The sequence below is a fragment of the Streptomyces muensis genome (genome assembly GCF_021474425.1).
GTDB lineage: Bacteria > Actinomycetota > Actinomycetes > Streptomycetales > Streptomycetaceae > Streptomyces > Streptomyces muensis.
This window is the reverse complement of the sequence record NZ_JAKEIP010000069.1, coordinates 1-21,423: the sequence shown is the minus strand read 5'-3', so window position 1 is coordinate 21,423 and position 21,423 is coordinate 1. Positions and strand designations below refer to the sequence as shown.

Annotated in this window: 26 protein-coding genes, 1 tRNA gene and 1 pseudogene; 9 read left to right on the top strand and 19 right to left on the bottom strand. The window is 70.3% G+C overall.

What is annotated here, in order from left to right; translation table 11 throughout:
- The first annotated feature begins 36 nt into the window (after positions 1 to 36).
- Both L0P92_RS18605 and L0P92_RS18600 read left to right on the top strand, forming a co-directional pair.
- Entirely contained in the window at positions 37 to 1,539 is a 1,503-nt protein-coding gene (locus L0P92_RS18605) for an MFS transporter (RefSeq protein ID WP_234763868.1), read from the top strand.
- Between the two features lie 129 nt (positions 1,540 to 1,668).
- Positions 1,669 to 2,445 (top strand): TetR/AcrR family transcriptional regulator, encoded by a 777-nt coding sequence (locus tag L0P92_RS18600; RefSeq protein WP_234763867.1) that lies wholly within the window; start codon positions 1,669 to 1,671, stop codon positions 2,443 to 2,445.
- A 108-nt stretch (positions 2,446 to 2,553) separates the two neighbouring features.
- Here L0P92_RS18600 and L0P92_RS18595 read toward each other — a convergent pair whose 3' ends face one another.
- Complete coding sequence (locus L0P92_RS18595; RefSeq protein ID WP_234763866.1) at positions 2,554 to 3,024, bottom strand: PPOX class F420-dependent oxidoreductase; 471 nt, start codon at positions 3,022 to 3,024, stop codon at positions 2,554 to 2,556.
- Between the two features lie 4 nt (positions 3,025 to 3,028).
- Positions 3,029 to 3,421: a winged helix-turn-helix transcriptional regulator gene (locus tag L0P92_RS18590; protein ID WP_234763865.1), complete on the bottom strand. Its 393-nt coding sequence runs from the start codon at positions 3,419 to 3,421 to the stop codon at positions 3,029 to 3,031.
- A 74-nt stretch (positions 3,422 to 3,495) separates the two neighbouring features.
- Here L0P92_RS18590 and L0P92_RS18585 point away from each other — a divergent pair.
- Positions 3,496 to 4,143, top strand: a pseudogene (locus L0P92_RS18585) (NADPH-dependent F420 reductase); the annotation flags it as partial.
- A gap of 70 nt (positions 4,144 to 4,213) precedes the next feature.
- Here L0P92_RS18585 and L0P92_RS18580 read toward each other — a convergent pair.
- From L0P92_RS18580 to L0P92_RS18570, 3 genes are all read right to left on the bottom strand, one after another.
- Positions 4,214 to 5,047, bottom strand: coding sequence for a YceI family protein (locus L0P92_RS18580; protein WP_234763864.1), 834 nt, complete (start codon positions 5,045 to 5,047; stop codon positions 4,214 to 4,216).
- Positions 5,048 to 5,157: 110 nt separating this feature from the next.
- The gene (locus L0P92_RS18575; RefSeq protein WP_505016543.1) at positions 5,158 to 7,611 is read right to left on the bottom strand and encodes an MFS transporter; all 2,454 of its coding nucleotides are present in this window, start codon (positions 7,609 to 7,611) and stop codon (positions 5,158 to 5,160) included.
- Between the two features lie 88 nt (positions 7,612 to 7,699).
- On the bottom strand, positions 7,700 to 8,164 hold the full coding sequence (locus L0P92_RS18570; RefSeq protein WP_234763862.1) for a MarR family winged helix-turn-helix transcriptional regulator: 465 nt from the start codon (positions 8,162 to 8,164) through the stop codon (positions 7,700 to 7,702).
- Positions 8,165 to 8,369: 205 nt separating this feature from the next.
- On the opposite strand from L0P92_RS18570, the gene L0P92_RS18565 reads away from it, so the two are divergent.
- The gene (locus tag L0P92_RS18565) at positions 8,370 to 8,570 is read left to right on the top strand and encodes a hypothetical protein (RefSeq protein ID WP_217208753.1); all 201 of its coding nucleotides are present in this window, start codon (positions 8,370 to 8,372) and stop codon (positions 8,568 to 8,570) included.
- A gap of 12 nt (positions 8,571 to 8,582) precedes the next feature.
- Here the strand turns inward: L0P92_RS18565 and L0P92_RS45500 are convergent, their stop codons facing one another.
- The 9 genes from L0P92_RS45500 to L0P92_RS18520 form a co-directional block, all read right to left on the bottom strand.
- Complete coding sequence (locus L0P92_RS45500) at positions 8,583 to 8,873, bottom strand: hypothetical protein (protein WP_308289734.1); 291 nt, start codon at positions 8,871 to 8,873, stop codon at positions 8,583 to 8,585.
- Positions 8,874 to 9,408: 535 nt separating this feature from the next.
- A complete protein-coding gene (locus L0P92_RS18555; RefSeq protein WP_234763860.1) occupies positions 9,409 to 10,296 on the bottom strand; it encodes an RNA polymerase sigma factor SigF in 888 nt (295 codons plus the stop codon).
- 268 nt (positions 10,297 to 10,564) lie between these two features.
- Complete coding sequence (locus L0P92_RS18550) at positions 10,565 to 11,428, bottom strand: RNA polymerase sigma factor SigF (RefSeq protein ID WP_234763859.1); 864 nt, start codon at positions 11,426 to 11,428, stop codon at positions 10,565 to 10,567.
- A 164-nt stretch (positions 11,429 to 11,592) separates the two neighbouring features.
- A complete protein-coding gene (locus L0P92_RS18545) occupies positions 11,593 to 11,886 on the bottom strand; it encodes a Dabb family protein (protein WP_234763858.1) in 294 nt (97 codons plus the stop codon).
- Between the two features lie 13 nt (positions 11,887 to 11,899).
- Positions 11,900 to 12,079 carry a hypothetical protein gene (locus L0P92_RS18540; protein ID WP_234763857.1) on the bottom strand — a complete coding sequence of 60 codons (180 nt, stop codon included), beginning with the start codon at positions 12,077 to 12,079 and terminating at the stop codon, positions 11,900 to 11,902.
- An 85-nt stretch (positions 12,080 to 12,164) separates the two neighbouring features.
- Positions 12,165 to 12,249, bottom strand: a tRNA-Ser gene (locus L0P92_RS18535).
- Positions 12,250 to 12,333: 84 nt separating this feature from the next.
- On the bottom strand, positions 12,334 to 12,765 hold the full coding sequence (tadA, locus tag L0P92_RS18530; protein ID WP_234763856.1) for a tRNA adenosine(34) deaminase TadA: 432 nt from the start codon (positions 12,763 to 12,765) through the stop codon (positions 12,334 to 12,336).
- Between the two features lie 68 nt (positions 12,766 to 12,833).
- The gene (locus L0P92_RS18525) at positions 12,834 to 13,364 is read right to left on the bottom strand and encodes a tRNA adenosine deaminase-associated protein (RefSeq protein ID WP_234763855.1); all 531 of its coding nucleotides are present in this window, start codon (positions 13,362 to 13,364) and stop codon (positions 12,834 to 12,836) included.
- Between the two features lie 322 nt (positions 13,365 to 13,686).
- Positions 13,687 to 13,872, bottom strand: a complete 186-nt coding sequence (locus tag L0P92_RS18520; RefSeq protein WP_234763854.1) for a hypothetical protein — start codon at positions 13,870 to 13,872, stop codon at positions 13,687 to 13,689.
- A 138-nt stretch (positions 13,873 to 14,010) separates the two neighbouring features.
- Here L0P92_RS18520 and upp point away from each other — a divergent pair, with 138 nt between their 5' ends.
- Positions 14,011 to 14,646: a uracil phosphoribosyltransferase gene (gene upp / locus L0P92_RS18515; RefSeq protein ID WP_234763853.1), complete on the top strand. Its 636-nt coding sequence runs from the start codon at positions 14,011 to 14,013 to the stop codon at positions 14,644 to 14,646.
- Positions 14,647 to 14,747: 101 nt separating this feature from the next.
- Here upp and L0P92_RS18510 read toward each other — a convergent pair whose 3' ends face one another.
- Both L0P92_RS18510 and L0P92_RS18505 read right to left on the bottom strand, forming a co-directional pair.
- Entirely contained in the window at positions 14,748 to 15,386 is a 639-nt protein-coding gene (locus L0P92_RS18510) for a LytR C-terminal domain-containing protein (protein ID WP_234763852.1), read from the bottom strand.
- A 142-nt stretch (positions 15,387 to 15,528) separates the two neighbouring features.
- Entirely contained in the window at positions 15,529 to 15,825 is a 297-nt protein-coding gene (locus tag L0P92_RS18505) for a type II toxin-antitoxin system VapB family antitoxin (protein ID WP_003999914.1), read from the bottom strand.
- A gap of 364 nt (positions 15,826 to 16,189) precedes the next feature.
- On the opposite strand from L0P92_RS18505, the gene xseA reads away from it, so the two are divergent.
- The 3 genes from xseA (at position 16,190) to L0P92_RS18490 (ending at position 18,460) form a co-directional block, all read left to right on the top strand.
- Complete coding sequence (xseA, locus tag L0P92_RS18500; protein WP_234763851.1) at positions 16,190 to 17,434, top strand: exodeoxyribonuclease VII large subunit; 1,245 nt, start codon at positions 16,190 to 16,192, stop codon at positions 17,432 to 17,434.
- 9 nt (positions 17,435 to 17,443) lie between these two features.
- On the top strand, positions 17,444 to 17,692 hold the full coding sequence (locus L0P92_RS18495) for an exodeoxyribonuclease VII small subunit (protein ID WP_234763850.1): 249 nt from the start codon (positions 17,444 to 17,446) through the stop codon (positions 17,690 to 17,692).
- Between the two features lie 177 nt (positions 17,693 to 17,869).
- A complete protein-coding gene (locus tag L0P92_RS18490) occupies positions 17,870 to 18,460 on the top strand; it encodes a malonic semialdehyde reductase (RefSeq protein WP_234763849.1) in 591 nt (196 codons plus the stop codon).
- 85 nt (positions 18,461 to 18,545) lie between these two features.
- On the opposite strand, the gene L0P92_RS18485 is transcribed toward L0P92_RS18490, so the two are convergent.
- Complete coding sequence (locus L0P92_RS18485; RefSeq protein WP_234763848.1) at positions 18,546 to 19,067, bottom strand: DUF4245 domain-containing protein; 522 nt, start codon at positions 19,065 to 19,067, stop codon at positions 18,546 to 18,548.
- 128 nt (positions 19,068 to 19,195) lie between these two features.
- On the opposite strand from L0P92_RS18485, the gene glpX reads away from it, so the two are divergent.
- A complete protein-coding gene (gene glpX / locus L0P92_RS18480; RefSeq protein ID WP_234763847.1) occupies positions 19,196 to 20,233 on the top strand; it encodes a class II fructose-bisphosphatase in 1,038 nt (345 codons plus the stop codon).
- A gap of 97 nt (positions 20,234 to 20,330) precedes the next feature.
- On the opposite strand, the gene L0P92_RS18475 is transcribed toward glpX, so the two are convergent.
- Both L0P92_RS18475 and L0P92_RS18470 read right to left on the bottom strand, forming a co-directional pair.
- Complete coding sequence (locus tag L0P92_RS18475) at positions 20,331 to 20,711, bottom strand: WhiB family transcriptional regulator (RefSeq protein ID WP_234763846.1); 381 nt, start codon at positions 20,709 to 20,711, stop codon at positions 20,331 to 20,333.
- 175 nt (positions 20,712 to 20,886) lie between these two features.
- Positions 20,887 to 21,423: LiaF domain-containing protein (locus L0P92_RS18470; protein WP_234763845.1), on the bottom strand; the 537-nt coding region annotated here is incomplete at its 5' end.

Here is a 21,423-nt window from a genome sequence, read left to right as displayed (position 1 = left end):
TGTACACCGTATAGGGATTGCTCTACGGTGTAGAACATGACGACGTCTCCCCAGGACCAAGCCCCGAAGGCCCCGGCGCTGCCGGACGGCGGCCACCCGCAGCGCTGGCTGATCCTCGGTGTCCTCTGCCTCGCCGTACTCACCGTGGTGCTCGACAACACCGTCCTGAACGTGGCCATCCCCTCGCTCACCCGCGAGCTGGGCGCGGCCACCTCCGACATCCAGTGGATGATCAACGCCTATTCGCTGGTGCAGTCGGGTCTGCTGCTCACGGCCGGCAGCGCGGCCGACCGCTACGGCCGTAAGAAGATGCTGGCCGCGGGGCTGGCGCTGTTCGGCGTGGGCTCACTCGTGGCCGGCCTCGCCGACTCCACCGGCCAGCTGATCGCGGCGCGGGCCGGGATGGGCGTCGGCGGCGCACTGCTGATGACCACCGTCCTGGCGGTGGCGATCCAGATCTTCACGCCGGAGGAGCAGCCGAAGGCGATCGGCATCTGGGCCGCGGTGAACTCGCTGGGCTTCGCGACCGGACCGCTGCTCGGCGGGTTCATGCTGGACCACTTCTGGTGGGGCGCGATCTTCCTGATCAACATCCCGGTCGCGGTGCTCGCGCTGGTGGCTGTCATAGTGCTCGTCCCCGAGTCCAAGAACCCGCAGGGCGACCGGCCCGACCTGCTGGGCGCCGTGCTCTCCACGATCGGCATGGCCTCCTTGGTGTACGCGATCATCTCCGGGCCCGAGCACGGCTGGACGTCCGGCCAGGTCCTGGTCACGGCGGCCGTGGCCGTCGTCGTGCTGGCCGCGTTCGCGTACTGGGAGAGCCGGATCCCGTACCCCATGATCGACATGCACTTCTTCCGGAACCGTCAGTTCACGGGCGCGGTCTCGGGCGGTGTGCTGATCACCTTCGGCATGGGCGGCTCGCTCTTCCTGCTCACCCAGCACATGCAGTTCGTACTCGGCTACGAGCCCCTGGAGGCAGGGCTGCGGACGGCTCCGCTCGCCCTGATGATCGTGGCGCTGAACTTCACCGGTGTGGCGGCGAAGTGGGCGGCCCGGCTGGGTACCCCGCTCGCCATCGGGCTCGGCATGGCGGTGATGGCGGCGGGCCTGGCGTCCATCGCCGTGGTGGCCTCCGGCGGGTACACCGGCACGCTGCTGGGGCTGGTGCTCATCGGGACCGGCGCGGCCGTGGCGAGTCCGGCGATGTCGCACGCGATCATGAGCGCGATTCCGCCGGAGAAGGCGGGGGTCGGCGGCGGGATCAACGGGACGGTGGCGGAGTTCGGCACGGGGTTGGGGGTGGCGGTGCTGGGGGCGTTGCTCAACTCTCGGTTCGCGGCGCTCATTCCGGTGGCGGCGGGGTCCCTGCCGGGGGCGTTGGCCCTGGCGGACAGCGAGGGCGAGAAGGGGCGGATTCTGGACGCGTTCTCCTCCGGGCTGGAGACCAGTTTGCTGGTGGGGGCGCTCGCTGTGTTGCTGGGAGGATTGGTCGCCGGTGCGTTGTTGCGGCGGGCGGAGAGGGCAGATGTCGCCTGAGAGCTCGGGTCGTACGGTTGTTGGGCGGCTGCGGGTCCACCGTGGCTGGTCGCGCAGTTCCTCGCGCCCCTTCGGGGGGCGTTGCCGCCTAGCATCTTGATCAGTTGATGGAGTCTAGGAAGGTGCGCCATGGCTAGGGCGGGTCGGCAGGTCGCGCGGACCAGTGTCTGGCTGGAGGGCAAGGAGCGGCGTGGCGGACGCGGCGGCAGTCAGCCCTCCGGGCTCGACCGGGAACGGATCACGGCGGCCACCGTCCGGCTGCTGGACGCCGAAGGGCTGGCCAAGTTCTCCATGCGCAGGCTCGCCGCCGAGCTGAACGTGACCGCGATGTCCGTGTACTGGTACGTCGACACCAAGGACGACCTCCTCGAACTCGCCCTGGACGCCGCGTTCGGCGAACTGACGCTGCCCGACCCGGAGACGGACGAGGACTGGCGCGACCAACTGCGCGGACTGGCCCGCGGATACCGTGACCTCCTGGTCCGCCACCCGTGGCTGTCGCCGCTGATCGGCACCTACGTCAACATCGGACCCAACAGCCTCGAGTTCTCCCGCCTCGTCCAGCGCGTCATCCGCAGGACCGGCCTCCCCGCACACGGCCTGGTGGCCGCCATCTCCGCCGTCTTCCAGTTCGTCTACGGCTTCGGCACGATGGAGGGCCACTTCATCACCCGCAGCGCCGCCTTCGGAATGACCCCGGACGACTACTTCCAACACGCCATGACCACGGTCACCCAGGCCCCCGACACGGCCGACATCGTCCAGGACTCCGCGGAACTGATGGCGGCCAGGGGCGGCAACACGGTCGAGGAAATGTGGGAGAGGGACTTCGAGTTCGCCCTGGACCTGCTGGTGGCGGGCATTGAGGCGATGGTTGAAAAGAGGGGGCGCGAGCAACGCCCCTAGGGGCGCGGGGCTGTATCTATATGCGGCTCCGCCGCGTGGGCGCGACCAGCCACAACGAACCAGCAGCCGCGCAGGATCCGCACACCCCGAGCTCCTAGGCGAACCGGCTCACCCTTGCGGAGCAAGCCGCGCCGGAAACCCACCCGTCGCCACCGGCCCCCACTTCTCCGGCGTGACCCGAATAATCGACTTCCCCTGCTTCACCATCGCCTCCCGGTACTCGTCCCAGTCCGGATGCTCCCCCGAGATGTTCCGGAAGTACTCCACGAGCGGCTCCACGGAATCCGGTGAGTCGATCACCTCGGCGGAACCGTCGATCTGCACCCACGGTCCGTTCCAGTCGTCGCTGAGGACCAGGACGCTCACCCGGGGATCCCGCTTGGCGTTCCGGGTCTTGGCCCGTTCGGGATAGGTGGAGACCACGATCCGCCCCGAGTCGTCGACGCCGCAGGTCAACGGCGAGGCCTGCGGGCTGCCGTCGGCACGCCGGGTCAGCAGCAGGGCGCGATGACGGGGCCGTACGAAGTCCAGCAGCTCTTCGAGCGATACACGGGTGTTCGTAGCGATGTTCGGTGCCATGAACTCAGCCTAGGGGCAGGGAGCCCGGCTCGGCCTGAGGGGCGTCCCGCTCGGACGCGGCTTCCTGGGCGGCCATGACCTCGTCGCCGTACTCGAAGGCCCAGGCGCCGACGGTGTCGATGGGGCCGAGCAAGGTCCGGCCCAGTGCGGTGAGCCGGTACTCGGCGCGTGACGGTGTGTCGGCGTGTGTCCGCCGCTCGACGAGTCCGTTGAACTGCAGCCGCCGCAGGGTCTCGGTGAGGACCTTGGAGCTGATGCCCCCGATCCGCTGCCGCAGTTCGACCGGGCGCCTCGGGCCGTCGCGCAGGGCCCAGAGCACCACGGCGTTCCAGGTGTTGGAGAGCAGGTCGAAGGCGAGGCGGGCGCGGCAGTCGGCGAGGAAGGCGTCGGTGGTCACGTACCAAATGGTGCCTGAACGGCCTTCTAGCGTCGGTGTGAACGGTCGAAGCGGGTACGGAGAGGGGACGCGTGATGCGCATCGGTGTTCTGGGAACGGGCAACATGGCCGACGCGCTCGCCACCCACTGGGTGCGGGCCGGGCACGAGGTGATCATCGGAGGACGGGACGTACGGAAGGCGGAGCGGCTCGCGGCGCGCGTCGGAGGCGGGGCGAGGCCTGCCGGTCTGCGCGCGGCGGCCGAGTCCGCTCGGGAGGTGGTGCTGGCCGCGCTGCCCTTCGGGGCGGGAGCGGACGTGGCAGGGGAGCTGCGCGCAGCCCTGGACGGCAAGGTGCTGCTCGACTGCTCCAACCCGGTCGGGCCGGGCTTCCGGCTGCTGACGAAGGGAGGCCCCTCGGCCGCGCGGCAACTGGCCGTGGCGGCACCGGGAGCCCATGTGGTCAAGGCCTTCAACCTCTGCCACGAGGACGTGTGGCGCATGCGGCCGCCGGTCTTCGACGGGCGACCGCTGGCCGTGCCGGTCTGCGGGGACGACGCGACGGCCCTCGCCCGAGTGGGCGAGCTGGTGCGGGACGTGGGCTGCGAGCCCGTGGCCGCCGGCGGTCTGGAACGCGCGGAACTCCTGGAGGCCACCGCCGCGCTGTTCATCGGGTTGTGGGTCGGTGAGGGCGCGGACGTACAGGCCATCGCACCTCCGCTGGCCTACGCGGCCGGACCGGGCCGTCAGGAAGCACAGGAAGCAGAGGAAGCACAGGAAGCAGAGGGCGGCAGCACGGGGGCTTCTGGCCGCCTCACGCCTGCGGCAGTTGCTCCCCCTGCACCGTCTGGATGTCCAGTTCCACCTTCAGCGTCGTCCCGATAGCCGCGATACCCGCCTGGACGACCTGGTTGTACGACATGGCGAAGTCGTCCCGATGCAGCTCGGTCGTCGCCCGGAACGCCGCCCGGGTCCCGCCCCACGGGTCGGCTCCGGTGCCGAGGTAGGCGAGGTCGAGGTCCACGGGCCGTACGACACCGTGCATGCCCAGCTCGCCGTGGACCGTCCAGCGGTCGGAGCCCGTGGCCGCGGTGACGCCCGTCGAGCGGTAGGTGATCTCGGGGAACCGCTCCACGTCCAGGAAGTCCGGCGACTTCAGATGGCCGTCGCGCATGTCGTTGCCCGTGTCGATCGAGTCGGCCCGGATCACCGCCTGCACGCGGGACTTGGTGACATCGTCCGGCGCGATCTCGACGGCGCCGGCGAAGTGCGTGAAACGGCCCCGAACACTGGAGATCCCCAGGTGCTGGGCGACGGCGGCCACGCTGGAGTGCGCCGGGTCGATGGTCCACGGTCCGGGCGGCGGCAGCTCCGTGCCGCCCTGCCGGGCCAGCGTCACCGTGCCGACCTCGGCCCGTCCGCTCGCCGTGACGATCGCGCTCGCGGCGGCGGGCGCGTAGCCGACGGCGGTGACGATGACGGTGTACGCCCCCGGGGCCAGGGGATTCACATCCCGTACGGCCCCCTCCGCGTCCGCCTCCGCCCGCAGCACCTGGGTGCCGGTCATGTCGGTCACCGTGACGACCGCGTGCGACACGGCCCATCCGTCCCGGGTACGGATCCTCGCGGTCAGTCCCGTCAGTCCCATCCCGTCCAACTCCCTGCAAAAACTTACAAATTGGCTGTAAAGAAGCCGGCCCGTGGCGGGCGGACACACCTCCGCTCAGAGCGTGCCGCCCACCACGGGCCGGGGTTGTGCTACTCGCCCGGGTGGGCGAGCTCGATGTCGTGGTCGTCCGCGCCGCGGCCCGTCACCGTCAGCGCCGTCGCCACCGGCGGGTAGCCGGTCGCGATGACCGTGTACTCGCCGCCGTCCAGGTCGGTGAAGGCGTACGCCCCGTCCGTCCCGGTCGTCGCCGTGCCCACGACGTTGCCGGCCGCGTCGACCAGCGTCACGCGCGCGTCGGCCAGCGGGCCGTGCGGCGCCCGTACGACGCCCTGGACCTGGGCGCCCGCCTCCAGGTCGACCTCGATCCGGGTGACACCGGTGCCGCCGATCTCGACGGGCAGGGCGCGCGGCCGGTAGCCGGCGGCGTTCACCGCGACGGTCACGGCACCCGGCACCAGCTCGGCGAAGCCGAACTCGCCCTGCTCCCCGGTGGCCGCCGTGGCCAGCAGGTCGCCGCGCACATCGGTGACGATCACCATCGCGTCCTTGACCGGCAGCCCGCTCTGCGCCGTACGGACCACACCGCTCAGTCCGCTGGTGCCGCTGAGCAGGATGTCGTACGCCACCGGCTCGTCACCGCTGACGACGATCGTGGAGGCCTGCGGCTGGAAGCCGTCGGCGGAGGCGATCAGGACGTACGATCCGGCGCCCGGCGCGTCGACCGCGTACGAACCGTCGGCCTGCGCGACCGAGCGGCCCAGCTGCCGGCCGGCCAGCGAGATCAGCGTGACCGCCGCCCGCGGCACCGGCGCGCTCTCGGCGCCCCGGACGAAGCCGCGGACCGGGACGCCGCCGGAGGAACCGGTGGCCTCCTCGGGGCGGGCCACCGTGGCGACGGCGGCGAGCTTCTGGGTGCCGTCGGGAGCGGCCTCGGTGTCGGAGGTGGCGGCGGCCCAGCTCGGGACCCCCCGCTCCGCCGCGGCAGCCGGCGCGGCGGCCTCGGCGGGCTCCGGCGTCCCGGGCGCACTGCCCTCGCTGCCCTCGGCGGCCTGCGCCAGGGCGCCCTTCGTCTTCAACGGGACCTCCTTGATGAACAGGGCGAACAGGAGGGCGAGGAACGCGATCGGCGCGGCGTACAGGAAGACGTCGGCGACGCCGTGGCCGTACGCGCCCTCGATGACCGTGCGGACGGGGGCCGGCAGCGCGTCGAGGTCCGGGATCTCGCCGTGGCCCGAGGAGCCCTGCACGCCCAGCTTGGTCAGGCCCTCCTCGGCGTAGTGCGTGATGCGGTGGCTGAGGACCGCGCCGAGCGCCGAGACGCCCATGGCACCGCCGAGGGAGCGGAAGAAGTTCACGACCGAGCTCGCGGCGCCCAGGTCGGTCGGGGCGACCTGGTTCTGCGTGGCGAGGACCAGGTTCTGCATCATCATGCCGACGCCGAGTCCCAGCAGGGCCATGTAGATCGCGACGTGCCAGTACTCGGTGTCGTAGCGGATCGTGCCGAGGAGCCCGAGGCCCGCCGTCACCAGGACACCGCCCGCGAGCAGCCAGGCCTTCCAGCGGCCGGTGCGGGTGATGACCTGGCCGGAGACGGTCGAGGAGACGAACAGGCCGACGATCATCGGGATGGTCAGGACGCCGGACATGGTCGGCGACTCGCCCCGCGCCAGCTGGAAGTACTGGCTGAAGAAGATCGTGCCCGAGAACATCGCGATGCCGACGAAGAGCGAGGCCAGCGAGGCGAGGGTGATGGTGCGGTTACGGAACAGGCGCAGCGGGACGATCGGCTCGCTCGCCTTCGTCTCCACGAAGATGAAGATCAGGAGCAGCGCGAGCGCGCCACCCGTCATCGCGTACGTCTGCCAGGAGAGCCAGTCGTACTTGTCGCCGGCGAAGGTCACCCAGACCAGCAGCAGGCAGACCGCGGCGGTGATGAAGAAGGCGCCCGCCCAGTCGACCTTGACCTTCCGCTTGACGACCGGGAGGTGCAGGGTGCGCTGGAGCACGATCAGGGCGACGACGGCGAAGGGCACGCCGACGTAGAAGCACCAGCGCCAGCCGAGCCAGTCGGTGTCGGTGATGACGCCGCCGATCAGCGGGCCGCCGACCATCGCGGTGGCGAAGGTGGCGCCGAGGTAGCCGTTGTAGCGGCCGCGCTCACGCGGGGAGATCATCGCGGCCAGGATGATCTGGGCCAGCGAGGACAGACCGCCCATGCCGATGCCCTGCACCGCGCGGAACGCGATGAGCATCCCGGCGTTCTGCGACAGGCCGGCCAGCGCGGAGCCGGCCACGAAGATCACCAGGGCCAGCTGTATGAGCAGCTTCTTGGAGAACAGGTCGGCGAGCTTGCCCCACAGTGGGGTGGACGCGGTCATCGCCAGCAGCGACGCGGTGACCACCCAGGTGTAGGCGCTCTGGCCGCCGCCGAGGTCCTTGATGATGTCGGGCAGGGCGTTGGAGACGATCGTCGACGACAGGATCGCCACGAACATGCCGAGCAGCAGCCCGGTCAGCGCTTCCATGATCTGCCGGTGCGACATCGGAGCGCCGTCGGCGTGGGCGCCTCCTGAGTGCTTGGCGTGAGCCCGCACACCGGCTGGTGTGGTCGTTGCCATGGGCTTCCTTCTCTTACTGGGTGATCGCGGGTGTCGCGGGTGTACGGGGGGACTGTTCGTCGAAGCTGGCCCTCAGCCGGGCCATGAGCCGGGTGAGCTCGGCGACGTCGTCGTCGGTCCAGTCGCTCAGCCGCTCGGCGAGCAGCTGCGTGGTCCGCCGGGACATCTCCCGCACCCGGTCCGCGCCGGCCGGGGTGAGGCGGAGGATGCGGCTTCGCTTGTCCGCCGGGTCGGGGGACCGCTCGATCCAGCCGCGCTCGGCGACATGCGTGACATGGCGGCTGGTGACCGACATGTCCACGGCGAGCAGCTCCGCGAGCTTGCTCATGCGCATCTCTCCGAAGCGGTCCAGCAACGTCAGTACGGCGGCTGAACCGGAGGGACAGTTGGACGGCAGTGTCCTTCCGATCTCCCGTTTCACGGCGCCGAAGGCACTGAACTGGCGTACCAGCTCTTCGTACTGCGCCTGCTCGGCCATCACACCTCCGTCATTTGTTGCTTAGGGCAACCATAGAGATGTTGGTTGCTACAGGCAAACAAACGGCCGGGTGACGGCCGCAAAAACTTGGCAAAGGCAAGTATTGCGACCGTAAATGTGCAGGTGGGGTGGGTCCTGTGACCCCCTGTGCAGGGCGGGAGCCCCCACTTGGGCCGAACGGGCGAGTTCGCTAGGGTCTCAGGCCATGGCTAACACCCAGGGCCCCCAGGGCAACCACGACCCCGCAGGCAGCACCCAGATGTTCCGCGCGTTCGTCGACGAGGGCCCGCAGGGCGGTCGTCAGCAGCAGGCCGCCGCCTCCTCCGGCCCCCGCATCGGCCTGATCCTCGGCGTCGTCGTCGCCGTGGCGGTCGTCGCCGCGGTGGCCTGGCTGGCGTTCAAGTAGACCGTACGGCCCCTACTGCCACCGGACGGTGACGTCCCGCGTCTCGATGTGCATGCCCAGCGGCACCCGCCAGGCGTCGACGCACACCGTCCAGGTCTGCTCCTTGCGTGCCCCGGCCCCGATCGGCGTCGGGAGCTTCCGCGTGGACTCGACCGTCGCCCAGTCGATGCCGAGCGCGCCGATGACGTGCGTGCCGAAGGTGACGGTGCCGGAACGCACGGCTGTGCCACCGGAGTTGTGGAAGCCGAGGGTGACCTTCTCGCACCAGCGCTGGTCCGTGGGCTTTCGTACGGGGTCGCTCACGGTCAGCTTCGCCGGGGAGGCGGGTGCCGAGGGGCTCGTGGCGCCAGAGGGTGCCGAGGGCGTCGAGGAGGCCGGGGGCTCGGGTGGGCTTCCCGGCCGTGGGGCGTCGGTCGCGGTCGCTGCGGGATCGGAGGCGCCTGGAGGTCGGGCCGGGCCGCGACCTCCTCCGGGTGAAGCGGGGGACGCCGACCGCTGACTTCCCTGCCGTCCCGGGGAGTCGCTCGCGCCGTCACCGTCATCGCCGCCACGGGTGCCGCCGCTCTCCGGCTCGTCCAGAGGCACCAACGTCACCTCGCCGGTCGGCGCCGCAGCCGTACCGGACACCCTCGGCGGGCCACCCGCCGCCCCCGTCGCGACGTACCCGTCACCGCTCCCGCCGCCACCGCACGCGGCCAGTACCCCGCCCAGGCAGACGACGGCCGTCGACGCGCCGATCAGGGCGCACCGACGGCCGTGTGTCGAGGTCGTCCATGTCCGACGAAGCATCCGGCCATGGTGGCTGACACTCCGTCAAATATGAAGGGAGCGGAAGGGATCAGTCGGAGATGAGGCCTTCGCGCAGCTGCGCCAGGGTCCGGGTCAGCAGCCGGGAGACGTGCATCTGGGAGATGCCGACCTCCTCGCCGATCTGCGACTGGGTCATGTTGGCGAAGAAGCGCAGCATGATGATCCGCCGCTCGCGGGGCGGGAGTTTGGCCAGCAGCGGCTTGAGGGACTCGCGGTACTCGACGCCCTCCAGCGCGGTGTCCTCGTAGCCGAGCCGGTCGGCCAGGGAGCCCTCGCCGCCGTCGTCCTCCGGGGCGGGGGAGTCCAGCGAGGAGGCGGTGTAGGCGTTGCCGACCGCGAGGCCGTCGACGACGTCCTCCTCGGACACGCCCAGCACGGTGGCCAGTTCGGTGACCGTCGGGGAGCGGTCCAGTTTCTGCGAGAGCTCGTCGCTGGCCTTGGTGAGGGCCAGCCGAAGCTCCTGGAGCCGGCGCGGGACGCGCACCGACCAGGACGTGTCGCGGAAGAACCGCTTGATCTCGCCCACGACCGTCGGCATCGCGAACGTCGGGAACTCCACGCCCCGTTCGCAGTCGAAGCGGTCGATCGCCTTGATCAGGCCGATGGTGCCGACCTGGACGATGTCCTCCATCGGCTCGTTGCGCGAGCGGAAGCGGGCCGCCGCGTAGCGCACCAGCGGGAGGTTGAGCTCGATCAGGGTGTCCCGGACGTACGCGCGCTCGGGGCTGTTCTCGTCCAGGGCGGCGAGCCGCAGGAACAGGGAGCGGGACAGGGTGCGGGTGTCGATCGAATCCGACGTCGGGAGGGCCGGGGCCGGGACGGCCTCCAGGGCCGTGACGTCGTCGAGAACGGCGTCGGGCGCGGACTCGCTCTTTGTGAGCGTGAGCACCTTCGAGCTGCCCTGGTCTGCGGACATGCCACCCCCTTTGGGTCGCGGGACGGTCGTGGCGAACGCTCCGATCGAGGAACGCCAGCCTTCACCTGAATACCGGAGCCGAAGCCGCGGCAAACGCGCTTCCCGAAGAATGTCACATGTCGGCAACACGCTGTAGTGACATGTCGACATGTGAGACTCGAATCGGCCCTGGATAAAGGGGGTCTGACGGTCTTTCGGCGCAGAACTGTCGGGATCTGCCCTGATGAGCGATTCGCTCGGGACGGTGACCGGTCGCTCCTGTTTACGGTTACGCGTCGATCCGGTTCGCCGAACGCAGTCGCTGGAAGCTACGCGCGAGTAGCCTCGATACGTGCATCTGCGACACCCCGAGTTCCGCACTGATCTGCGACTGGGTGAGGTTGCTGTAGTAGCGCAGAAGCAGGATTCTCTGCTCGCGTTCGGGGAGTTGCACCAGCAGATGCCGTACGAGGTCCCGGTGCTCCACGCCGTCCAGGGCGGGGTCCTCGTAGCCGAGCCGGTCCAGCAGTCCGGGCAGCCCGTCGCCCTCCTGCGCGGCCTCCAGCGAGGTGGCGTGGTACGACCGCCCGGCCTCGATGCAGGACAGCACCTCGTCCTCGGTGATGCGCAGCCGCTCGGCGATCTCGGAAGTGGTGGGGGTGCGCCCGAAGGAGGTGGTGAGGTCCTCGGTCGCGCTGTTGACCTGGACCCACAGCTCGTGCAGCCGGCGCGGTACGTGGACGGTGCGGACGTTGTCCCGGAAGTACCGCTTGATCTCGCCGACGACGGTCGGCATCGCGAACGTCGGGAACTGCACGCCCCGGTCCGGGTCGAAGCGGTCGATGGCGTTGATGAGCCCGATGGTGCCGACCTGGATCACGTCCTCCATGGGCTCGTTGCGGGAGCGGAAACGGGCGGCCGCGTAGCGCACGAGCGGGAGGTTCGCCTCGATGAGCGCCCCGCGCACGCGGTTGTGCTCCGGCGTGCCCGGCTTCAACTCCTTGAGCTCCCCGAAGAGCACCTGGGTCAGGGCCCGGGTGTCCGCGCCACGGCTGCGGGGCGGCGGGGACGCGGGAATGTCCTCCTGGGGTGCGTGGGTCGGGGCTTGAGGCGCAGTACTGGCCGGCACGGTCAACTCCACCTCGTGATCCATCAACTCATCCGTCAAAAGCGGTCATAGCATCACAAGACAGTTCATTGTGTTCAAGTACCGCATAATCCCGTGTTGGGAATGGATCGATGCGTAAGACACGCGAAAGCCCCCGCCGTTCCGGCGGAGGGCTCTGGGGGTTCCGGATGGATCCGGGGAGCCGGGGCTCAGAATTCGTAGTCGGCGATCACCCAGGTGGCGAACTCCCGCCACAGTGTGACGCCCGCCTGGTGCTCGGGGTGTTCCACGTACGTCCGCAGGGCCGCCGTGTCCTCGAAGGCGGAGTTGATCGCGAAGTCGTAGGCGATGGGGCGGTCGCTGATGTTCCAGCCGAGCTCCCAGTGCCGGAGTTCGGGGATCTTGCCCTCCAGTGACCGGAATGCCTCGACGCCCTCCACGACCCGCGGGTCGTCGCGCTCGACGCCCTCGTTGAGCTTGAAGAGGACCAGGTGGCGGATCATGTGTGCGTACTCCCTAGCTGTCGCCTCCGCTGGCGATCCACGTCATGAAGTCGCCGATGGCCTTGGCAGCGTCCGATATGCCCTCGAACCCTACCGTCACGTAGTCCCCCGCCTTCTCCGGGTCCGTGATGATCACATAGAGCACGAAGACCACGACGACATAGACGGCGGCCTTCTTCGAATTCACCGCCACGGCGGCCTCCCCAGTCACATTTGCCCCAACGAGCGCACATGATCGCACGAAGGGCCCCGTCTTTCGACGGGGCCCTTCGGGAGAGCGGTAGCGGAGGGATTTGAACCCTCGGTGACTTGCGCCACACTCGCTTTCGAGGCGAGCTCCTTCGGCCGCTCGGACACGCTACCGAGGGAGACCTTACAGCACGCCGGGCCATGCTCTGAAATCGGTATTCGCCGGGCTCGGCCCACCGTTCCCGGTCGGCCCCCGGCTCACCGTTCCCGGAAGAACTCGGTGAGAATCCGGGCGCAGTCCGCGGCGAGCACGCCCTCGATCACCTCGGGCCGGTGGTTGAGCCGCCGGTCGCGTACGACGTCCCAGAGGGAGCCCGCCGCGCCGGCCTTCTCGTCCCGGGCGCCGTAGACGACCCGGTCCACCCGGGACTGCACGAGCGCGCCCGCGCACATGGTGCAGGGCTCCAGCGTGACGACGAGCGTGCAGCCGGACAGCCGCCACTGGCCGACCTTCGCCGCCGCCCGCCGGATGGCCAGCACCTCGGCGTGCGCGGTCGGATCGCCGGTCGCCTCGCGCTCGTTGTGGCCGACGCCGAGCACGGTCGTGCCGTCGGCGGACAGCACGACGGCGCCGACGGGGACGTCGCCGCCCCGGACGGCCAGTTCGGCCTGGTCCAGGGCGAGCCGCATCGCGGCCCGCCAGCGGTCGCGTACGGGGTCCGGCGCCTCCTCGGGCGCCGGCCCCTGGTCGGACGAGGTCAGCGGACGGTCTCCAGCACCTCCGAGGCGCCCAGCGCCTCGGCGATGGCACCGAGCGCGTCCTCGGCGTCCAGGGCCTTCAGCTCCTTCTCGCTGACGCCGAGGTCGTCGAGGATCTCGGTATCGCCGACGGGGCTGTGCGGAACGGCTTCCGCGGAGCCGCCGTCCTCGTCGTCGTCGGAGTCGCCGTCGGGCTCCTCCGTGCCGTCGAGGTCCAGGGAGTCCAGGTCGGCGCTGTCGTCGCCGGGCTCCCTTCCGAGCAGCTCGTCGGTGAGCAGGATCTCCCCGTAGCTGCTGCGGGCAGCGGCGGCGGCGTCCGAGACGTAGATGCGAGGGTCGTCCTCGCCGTCGATCCGGACGACCCCGAACCAGGCGTCCTCCTGCTCGATGAGCACGAGCACCGTGTCGTCCTCGGGCGAGGCTTCACGGGCCAGGTCGGCCAGGTCCGACAGGGTCTCCACATCGTCGAGCTCTGTGTCGCTCGCTTCCCACCCGTCTTCGGTGCGCGCGAGCAGTGCGGCGAAGTACACCGTGACTCTCCCACTGGTCTTAGGCGTGCCGGTTGGGGGTCCCCCCGGCGGAGGTTGGGGGCGGGGAGAGCTGTGCTCCGAGCCCACCCACTCGGAATCGTGGCAGAAACAAGGCGTTCAGGGGACGTCTTCGGCTCCCTGTGTCCGGCAGTTTTGATCGCGTTGGCCCGAGGGGGTCCGCGAGCACGTCCGTGAAGGACTCACCAGCGCACTCGTTGCCGCCACGTGCGGATCGTACGCGGCTTTCGTGGCTGTCCACGCACGCCGACGGTTCCGACCGCCCCGAAGGGCGGGGATCTTTCCCGGGACTTTGCGACCCGGCCTACCAGCGGAACGTTCGCATGCGCAGGGCGTGGCGCAGCCGGGCCGCCTTGGCGCGGCGTGGCTGGACGCGGTCCCGCAGGGCGCGGGCCTCGGCGAGTTCCCGCAGGAACTGGGCGCGGCGCCGACGGCGCGCGGCGTCCGCCTCCTCCTGCGCGGTGTCCGCTGGGAACTCACGATCAGGCATGGGCACACCACCCCCGGTATGTCCCTCCCACATTCCCCCTGATGGGCGGTTTGATGCCAGGGCGAGGGTGAAGTGATGGCCAAGGGCTTGCCGCGTGTGAGGGCGCTGGGCCCATTCCGCCCGGTTACTGTTGTGGACATGCGTCTCCACGTCGTCGACCACCCCCTGGTCGCCCACAAGCTCACCACGCTGCGCGACCAGCGCACCGACTCCGCGACCTTCCGTCGGCTGGCCGACGAGCTGGTCACCCTGCTCGCCTACGAGGCCACGCGGGACGTGCGCACCGAAGCGGTCGACATCACGACCCCGGTCACCGACACCACCGGCGTCAAGCTCTCCTACCCGCGCCCCCTCGTGGTGCCGATCCTGCGGGCCGGCCTCGGCATGCTGGACGGCATGGTCCGGCTGCTGCCGACGGCCGAGGTGGGCTTCCTGGGCATGATCCGCAACGAGGAGACGCTGGAGGCCTCCACGTACGCCACGCGCATGCCGGAGGACCTCTCCGGGCGTCAGGTGTACGTCCTGGACCCGATGCTCGCCACGGGCGGCACGCTGGTCGCGGCGATCCAGGAGCTCATCAAGCGCGGCGCGGACGATGTGACGGCCGTGGTGCTGCTGGCCGCGCCCGAGGGTGTCGAGCTGATGGAGCGGGAGCTGGCGGGGACGCCGGTGACGGTGGTGACGGCCGCGGTGGACGACCATCTGAACGAGCACGGGTACATCGTTCCCGGGCTGGGGGACGCGGGGGATCGTCTTTACGGGGCCGCCGAGTAGGGCGGGTTCGTTCGCCTTGTCGCCGTAGGGGTGCGGTTGTTTGGCGGCTGTCCCTGCGTCGTGGTTGCTCGCGCAGTTCCCCGCGCCCCTTAAGGGGCGTTTCAGCAGGCCTTCTCGCCGGTGGGCGTCGGCTTCGGCTTGGCCAGGGCGGCCAAGGCCCGGTCGGCGTCCGGCTTCTTGGTCAGTTCCTTGAACCTGTCGCCGATGATCAGGTCGACGGTCGCGTTCTTGCGGGCGGCGTCGGTGCGGCGCTCCGGTGTCGTGAGCTGGGTGGCGAGGACCGGCAGCGAGGTGTTCAGGGAGGTCGCCGGGCCCAGCAGCAGGGCGGTGCCCTTGACCTTCTTGTCGAACTCCTTGGTGGCGTTGCCCACGTCACCGATCTTGAAGCCGCGTTTCTTCAGCTCGTCCGCGGTCTGCTTGGCGAGGCCGCTGCGGGTGGTGGCGTTGTAGACGTTGACGGTGATGCCGCCCGGCTTGGGCAGCGCCGCGGTCGCGGTGGGCGAGGGGGTGGCCTTGGTCCCGCAGTCGGACTTCGCGCCGGCTGCCGAAGCCTTTCCGCCGCCGCCCGTGAAGACGTCGATGAGCTGCAGCGTGCCCCAGCCGACCATGCCGAGCGCGGCGACGGAGGCGACGGCGAGGACGACGAGCCTGCCGCGCCGTCGACGGGACCGCATCCGTGGGTATTTGTTCCCCTTGATGCGGTACTGGCCGCCCATGCCCTGGGGAGTCAGCATGCTCATGAGCGCAGCGTAGTGCGCCCGGGCGGCAATGCCTACTAGATGATCATTCGAGGTCGCGCGGTCCAACCCGAAAGGGGCAACCGCGACTGCCGACACTCCGACGGGTGGCCGGGCCTGCCGGGCCGGCCGGCCCGGCCCGGGATCAGTCGAGTTCCAGGACGCGCGCGTGCAGTACCTGGCGCTGCTGGAGCGCCGCTCGCACCGCGCGGTGGAGGCCGTCCTCCAGGTAGAGGTCGCCCTGCCACTTCACGACGTGCGCGAAGAGGTCGCCGTAGAACGTCGAGTCCTCGGCCAGCAGCGTTTCCAGATCGAGCTGACCCTTGGTCGTCACGAGCTGATCGAGGCGGACCGGGCGCGGCGCGACGTCCGCCCACTGCCGGGTGCTTTCCCGGCCGTGGTCGGGGTACGGCCGGCCGTTTCCGATGCGCTTGAAGATCACACGGAAAGCCTACCGGTCAAGACGTTCCGGGCGCAGCCATGACGGCGGAGTGCGACGCTGGAAAAGAATCAGCAAAACGGGATGAATCGCCAAAGGCGGATGATCTCGCCCCGCCGCCCCTACCCGTCCCATCCCTGGGGGCTCCGCCCCCAGACCCCCGCCATCGGCCCTCCGGGCCTCGTCCTCAAACGCCGGACGGGCTGAAAGATGCGCGCCGGCCCGGATTTCCAGCCCCTCCGGCGTTTGAGGAGCGGGGTCTGGGGCGGAGCCCCAGAAGGGGCGCGGGGAACTGCGCGACCAGCCCCCGCCGGGCCGCAGCCGACGAACGGCCCGGGGTGTCAGTGGTGGCCGTTACGCTCGGCGCATGGCTGTGAACACGTCTCCCGAATCGCCCCTGCCCGTCGGCGAGGTGTCGCGGCTCATCGGGGGGTGGATCGACCGCCTCGGGGCGGTGTGGGTCGAGGGCCAGATCACCCAGCTGTCGCGGCGCCCGGGCGCCGGCGTCGTGTTCCTGACGCTGCGCGACCCGTCGTACGACATCTCCGTGAGCGTGACGGCGTACCGCCAGGTGTTCGACTCGGTCGCCGACGTCGTGAGCGAGGGCGCCCGCGTCGTCGTCCTCGCCAAGCCCGAGTGGTACGCCCCGCGCGGCCAGCTCTCCCTGCGCGCCACCGAGATAAAGCCCGTCGGCGTGGGCGAGCTCCTCGCCCGGCTGGAGATGCTGAAGAAGTCACTCGCCGCCGAGGGGCTCTTCGCGCCCGAGCGGAAGAAGCCGCTGCCCTTCCTTCCGCAGCTCATCGGCCTCGTCTGCGGCCGGGCCTCCGCGGCCGAGCGGGACGTCCTGGAGAACGCCCGCCACCGCTGGCCCGCCGTCCGCTTCGAGGTCCGCAACGTCCCCGTGCAGGGCGTGCACGCCGTGCCGCAGGTCGTGCAGGCGGTGAAGGAGCTCGACGAGATCGACGCCGTGGACGTGATCATCGTCGCCCGCGGCGGCGGCAGCGTCGAGGACCTGCTGCCCTTCTCCGACGAGCAGCTGGTGCGGGCCGTCGCCTCCTGCCGTACTCCCGTCGTCTCCGCGATCGGGCACGAGCCCGACAACCCCCTCCTCGACCACGTCGCCGACCTGCGCGCCTCCACCCCCACCGACGCCGCCAAGAAGGTCGTACCGGACGTCGGCGAGGAGTACGAGCGGGTGCGGATGCTGCGGGACCGGGCCCGGCGGTGCGTGGAGGCCTTCGTGGAGCGCGAGGAGCGCGGGCTCGCGCACGCCCTCGCGCGGCCGTCGATAGAGGATCCGCACCGGATGATCGACGAGCGCGCCGATCACGTGGCCTCGCTCCTCGACCGCGGTCGCCGCTGCCTCGGCCACCTCCTCGACCGCGCCGAGTCCGAGCTGACCCACACGCACGCGCGCGTGGTGGGCCTCTCCCCCGCGGCGACCCTGAAGCGGGGGTATGCGGTGCTCCAGCGGGCCGACGGGCACGTGGTCCGCGACCCGGGCGAGGTGACGGCGGACGAGGCGCTGCGGGCGCGCGTCGCCGAGGGTGAGTTCTCCGTACGAGTCGATGCACAGAGCGACGCACGAAGCGATGCACGAAGCGATGCATAGGGTGGGCGAATGACCAGCAAGGTGGAAGAGGCACTCGGGTACGAGCAGGCCCGGGACGAGCTGATCGAGGTCGTACGGCGGCTGGAGGCGGGCGGTACGACGCTGGAAGAGTCCCTGGCGCTCTGGGAGCGCGGCGAGGAGCTGGCCAAGGTGTGCCGGCGCTGGCTGGACGGGGCCCGGGCCCGGCTGGACGCCGCCCTCGCCGAGGAGGCCGAGGCGGAGGCGGCCGCGCAGGGGAACGCCGGGGACGAGTCCTAGAGGCGCAGCCGGCTGTTGGGGATCGACACGTCGTCACACCTGATCAGGCTGTGAAGCAGATCACCACACCCCGCCTTTTGTTGAACTTTGAACTTGTCTCGCGTACTGTCGTGTCGTAAGCGGGCCCCGGTCCGTTTACCCATACGACGCACAGGCACAACCCGAGAAGGTTCACGCATGTCTCTCGTTCTTGACCCCGCCGCCCAGGACCTGCTGTTCCGCGAGGCCCGCACCGCGAACACCTTCACCGACGAGCCGGTGACCGAGGAGCAGGTCCAGGCGATCTACGACCTGGTCAAGTACGGCCCCACCGCCTTCAACCAGACCCCGCTGCGGATCACCCTGGTCCGCTCCGCCGAGGCCCGTGAGCGTCTGGTGCAGCACATGGCCGAGGGCAACCAGGCCAAGACCGCCACCGCCCCGCTGGTCGCGATCCTGTCCGCGGACAACGAGTTCCACGAGGAGCTGCCGACCCTGTTCCCGGCGTTCCCGCAGGCCAAGGACGTCTTCTTCAGCGAGCGCGCGGCCCGTGAGAACGCCGCCGGGATGAACGCCGCCCTCCAGGCCGCGTACTTCATCGTCGGCGTCCGCGCCGCCGGTCTTGCCGCCGGCCCGATGACCGGCTTCGACTTCGAGGGTGTCCGCAAGGAGTTCCTGGACGACGACCACACCCCGCTGATGGTCGTCAACATCGGCAAGCCGGGCGCCGACGCCTGGTACCCGCGCTCCCCGCGCCTGGAGTACGACCAGGTCATCACCACGGTCTGACCCGACCCGCCCCCGCACGACAGAGGCCCTCGGCTGCACGCCGAGGGCCTTTCGTCATCCGCGGACAGGTCAGCCCGCCGTCAGCTCACTCCGCCTTCAGCGCCTTCGCCATCTGCGTCAGCTGCTCGAACGACCCCGTGCCCGCCACCACCGTGGTCGCGCCCTTCTCCTGGTGCACCAGCGCGTCGTAGCGGCCGCCGGTGTAGCGCGTCCACGTCCGGTCGCCGATCTCCTCGGTGACGTCGGTCGCGCGCCCGCCCTGGGTGGCCTCCTCCAGGAACGTCGACGGCTTCTCGGCCGACTGCTCGACCTGGACGTACTCCCCGGCCGAGGTGTGGAAGCCGAGATGCCAGGCGTCGAAGTCGTCGCCCTTGAAGCGGACGGACGTCGGCTTCCAGGTCTCGGGCAGGCCCTGGGGTGCGAGCACCGGATACGACGCCGCGCGGCGGGCCGTGAGCAGCTCGACGCGGTAGTCGACCCGCGGGAGGTCGGGGGCGCCGTCCTCATGGGGGACGAAGAGATAGATGACGCCCGCCGCGAGCACGGTCACTCCCAGGGAGAGGACCATGTTGCGGACCGACTTCTGCTTGCCGTTCGAACCTGCCACGCCCCCTATCGTCGCAGGTGCCCTGGCCTGCTCATCCGTGGGGTCCCCTGCTCATTCTGCGCGCCCGGGGATAGAGTCAGGGCGGTCACCCTCATCCGGCCGTCGTCGTATCAGAAAGGTGCGCTCCGATGACCGAGAATCATCATCATTTGCCGTCCGAGCTCGAAGTACCCAGCGAAGCCCCCGATCGCAACCTCGCCCTGGAACTGGTCCGTGTGACCGAGGCGGCGGCGATGGCCGCGGGCCGCTGGGTCGGGCGCGGCGACAAGAACGGCGCCGACGGTGCCGCGGTGCGCGCCATGCGGACCCTCGTCCACACCGTGTCGATGAACGGCGTCGTCGTCATCGGTGAGGGCGAGAAGGACGAAGCGCCGATGCTCTTCAACGGGGAGCGGGTCGGCGACGGGACCGGGCCGGAGTGCGACATCGCCGTCGACCCGATCGACGGGACCACGCTGACCGCGAAGGGCATGCCCAACGCGATCTCCGTGCTCGCCGCCGCGGACCGCGGGTCCATGTTCGACCCGTCCGCCGTCTTCTACATGGACAAGCTGGTCACCGGCCCCGAGGCCGCCGACTTCGTCGACATCGACGCGCCCGTGTCCGTGAACATCCGCCGGGTCGCCAAGGCGAAGCGGTCCACGCCCGAGGACGTCACCGTCGTCATCCTCGACCGACCCCGGCACGAGGGCATCATCAAGGAGATCCGGGACGCGGGTGCGCGCATCAAGCTGATCTCCGACGGCGATGTCGCGGGGTCGATCTACGCCCTGCGCGAGGGCACCGGCGTCGACATGCTGCTCGGCATCGGCGGTACGCCGGAGGGGATCATCTCGGCCTGTGCGGTGAAGTGCCTGGGCGGCACGATCCAGGGCAAGCTGTGGCCGAAGGACGACGAGGAGCGGCAGCGGGCCATCGACGCCGGCCACGACCTGGACCGGGTGCTGCTGACGGACGACCTGGTCGCCGGGGACAACGTGTTCTTCGTCGCGACCGGCATCACCGACGGGGAGCTGCTGCGAGGCGTGCGCTACCGGTCGGAGAACGCCACGACCGACTCGATCGTGATGCGGTCGAAGTCGGGGACGGTGCGGAGGATCGACTCCGAGCACCGGCTGAGCAAGCTGCGGGCGTACAGCGCGATTGATTTCGACCGCGCGAAGTAGAGAGTTCGCCCAGTAGCCGGGGCTGTGGATCGTCGGCGGCTGCGGTGTAACGCGTTGGGCGCCCCCGGTGCGGAGGGGGCGCCCAATTGCCTGCTCGTTATCCCGCCTGCGCTATGCGGTCCGTCGTCGCCCGCGCCGCCTTCTTCAGTTCCATCTCGCGCCGGCGGCGCCTGGCCAGGACCACTCGGCGTTCCGCCGCGGTCAGGCCGCCCCAGACGCCGTAGGGCTCGGGTTGAAGGAGGGCGTGTTCGCGGCACTCGACCATGACGGGGCAGCGGGCACAGACCCGCTTGGCCGCCTCCTCGCGGGAGAGTCGGGCCGCGGTGGGCTCTTTCGAAGGCGCGAAGAACAGGCCGGCCTCGTCGCGGCGGCACACGGCTTCCGTGTGCCATGGGGCGTCTTGGTCCCTGTCTCGCACTGGCACCCGCTGGGCCGGAACGGCAGCTACCTGCAGGGACGAATGCGGCGGTTGCAGCACGGTCTACTCCTGACGACGGCTTCGCGAGCGAGAGACGATGCAGCAAGGTCTACCCGCTGTGCGCGCGCCTATGCAGGGAGTTCCGAACCGCTGGATCTCAGGGGGTTCGGCACGCTTGTCCGGGGCGTCCGCAACGGCCGAAAGGTGCGGTGGGAGCCGGTCCGATTCACAACCGTCAACGGTCCAGATGCTTGCGCAAACTCTTGTCGACCTTGCGCTGAACACGGTCGAGGATGTCGGCGACGACCTTCCCCCGCTTCGGCCGGCCCTCGATGTTGCCCAGCACCGCCCAGCCGTCGACATGGACGACCGGTGCCTGCGGGTCCTCCGCGTCGAGGTGGTCCACCTCGAAGTTGCCGAGCACGCCGCCGCCGGCGCCGCGCAGCGAGACGTTCTCCGGGACACGGACCTCGACGTTGCCGAAGACCGAGATCGCCCGGATCACGACCTGCTGGTACTCGAAGAGGGCCTCGCTGAGGTCTATCTCCACGCTGCCGAAGATCGCGTACGCGTGGATACGGCGGCCCGCGCGCCAGCGGCCCTTGCGGACGGCGCTGCTGAAGACCGCGACCACGTTGTCGTCGGGGTCGGCCGGTATCGCGCCCGGGGCGGGCCGGCCGGGGGCGGGTTCTCGCTGGGCGCGGTGCGGGCCTGCGCCGCGACCGGCCGCAGTGCCTTCGGGGACGGTGCCGCCTCGCACGCGGCGCTGCTC

Coding starts and splice junctions, on each gene's coding strand:
- L0P92_RS18605 (WP_234763868.1), top strand. CDS start 37: ATGACGACGTCTCCCCAGGACCAAGCCCCGAAGGCCCCGGCGCTGCCG.
- L0P92_RS18600 (WP_234763867.1), top strand. CDS start 1,669: ATGGCTAGGGCGGGTCGGCAGGTCGCGCGGACCAGTGTCTGGCTGGAG.
- L0P92_RS18595 (WP_234763866.1), bottom strand. CDS start 3,024: ATGGCACCGAACATCGCTACGAACACCCGTGTATCGCTCGAAGAGCTG.
- L0P92_RS18580 (WP_234763864.1), bottom strand. CDS start 5,047: ATGGGACTGACGGGACTGACCGCGAGGATCCGTACCCGGGACGGATGG.
- L0P92_RS18575 (WP_505016543.1), bottom strand. CDS start 7,611: ATGTCGCACCGGCAGATCATGGAAGCGCTGACCGGGCTGCTGCTCGGC.
- L0P92_RS18570 (WP_234763862.1), bottom strand. CDS start 8,164: ATGGCCGAGCAGGCGCAGTACGAAGAGCTGGTACGCCAGTTCAGTGCC.
- L0P92_RS18565 (WP_217208753.1), top strand. CDS start 8,370: ATGGCTAACACCCAGGGCCCCCAGGGCAACCACGACCCCGCAGGCAGC.
- L0P92_RS18555 (WP_234763860.1), bottom strand. CDS start 10,296: ATGTCCGCAGACCAGGGCAGCTCGAAGGTGCTCACGCTCACAAAGAGC.
- L0P92_RS18550 (WP_234763859.1), bottom strand. CDS start 11,428: ATGGATCACGAGGTGGAGTTGACCGTGCCGGCCAGTACTGCGCCTCAA.
- L0P92_RS18545 (WP_234763858.1), bottom strand. CDS start 11,886: ATGATCCGCCACCTGGTCCTCTTCAAGCTCAACGAGGGCGTCGAGCGC.
- tadA (WP_234763856.1), bottom strand. CDS start 12,765: ATGCGGCTCGCCCTGGACCAGGCCGAACTGGCCGTCCGGGGCGGCGAC.
- L0P92_RS18520 (WP_234763854.1), bottom strand. CDS start 13,872: ATGCCTGATCGTGAGTTCCCAGCGGACACCGCGCAGGAGGAGGCGGAC.
- upp (WP_234763853.1), top strand. CDS start 14,011: ATGCGTCTCCACGTCGTCGACCACCCCCTGGTCGCCCACAAGCTCACC.
- L0P92_RS18510 (WP_234763852.1), bottom strand. CDS start 15,386: ATGAGCATGCTGACTCCCCAGGGCATGGGCGGCCAGTACCGCATCAAG.
- xseA (WP_234763851.1), top strand. CDS start 16,190: ATGGCTGTGAACACGTCTCCCGAATCGCCCCTGCCCGTCGGCGAGGTG.
- L0P92_RS18495 (WP_234763850.1), top strand. CDS start 17,444: ATGACCAGCAAGGTGGAAGAGGCACTCGGGTACGAGCAGGCCCGGGAC.
- L0P92_RS18490 (WP_234763849.1), top strand. CDS start 17,870: ATGTCTCTCGTTCTTGACCCCGCCGCCCAGGACCTGCTGTTCCGCGAG.
- glpX (WP_234763847.1), top strand. CDS start 19,196: ATGACCGAGAATCATCATCATTTGCCGTCCGAGCTCGAAGTACCCAGC.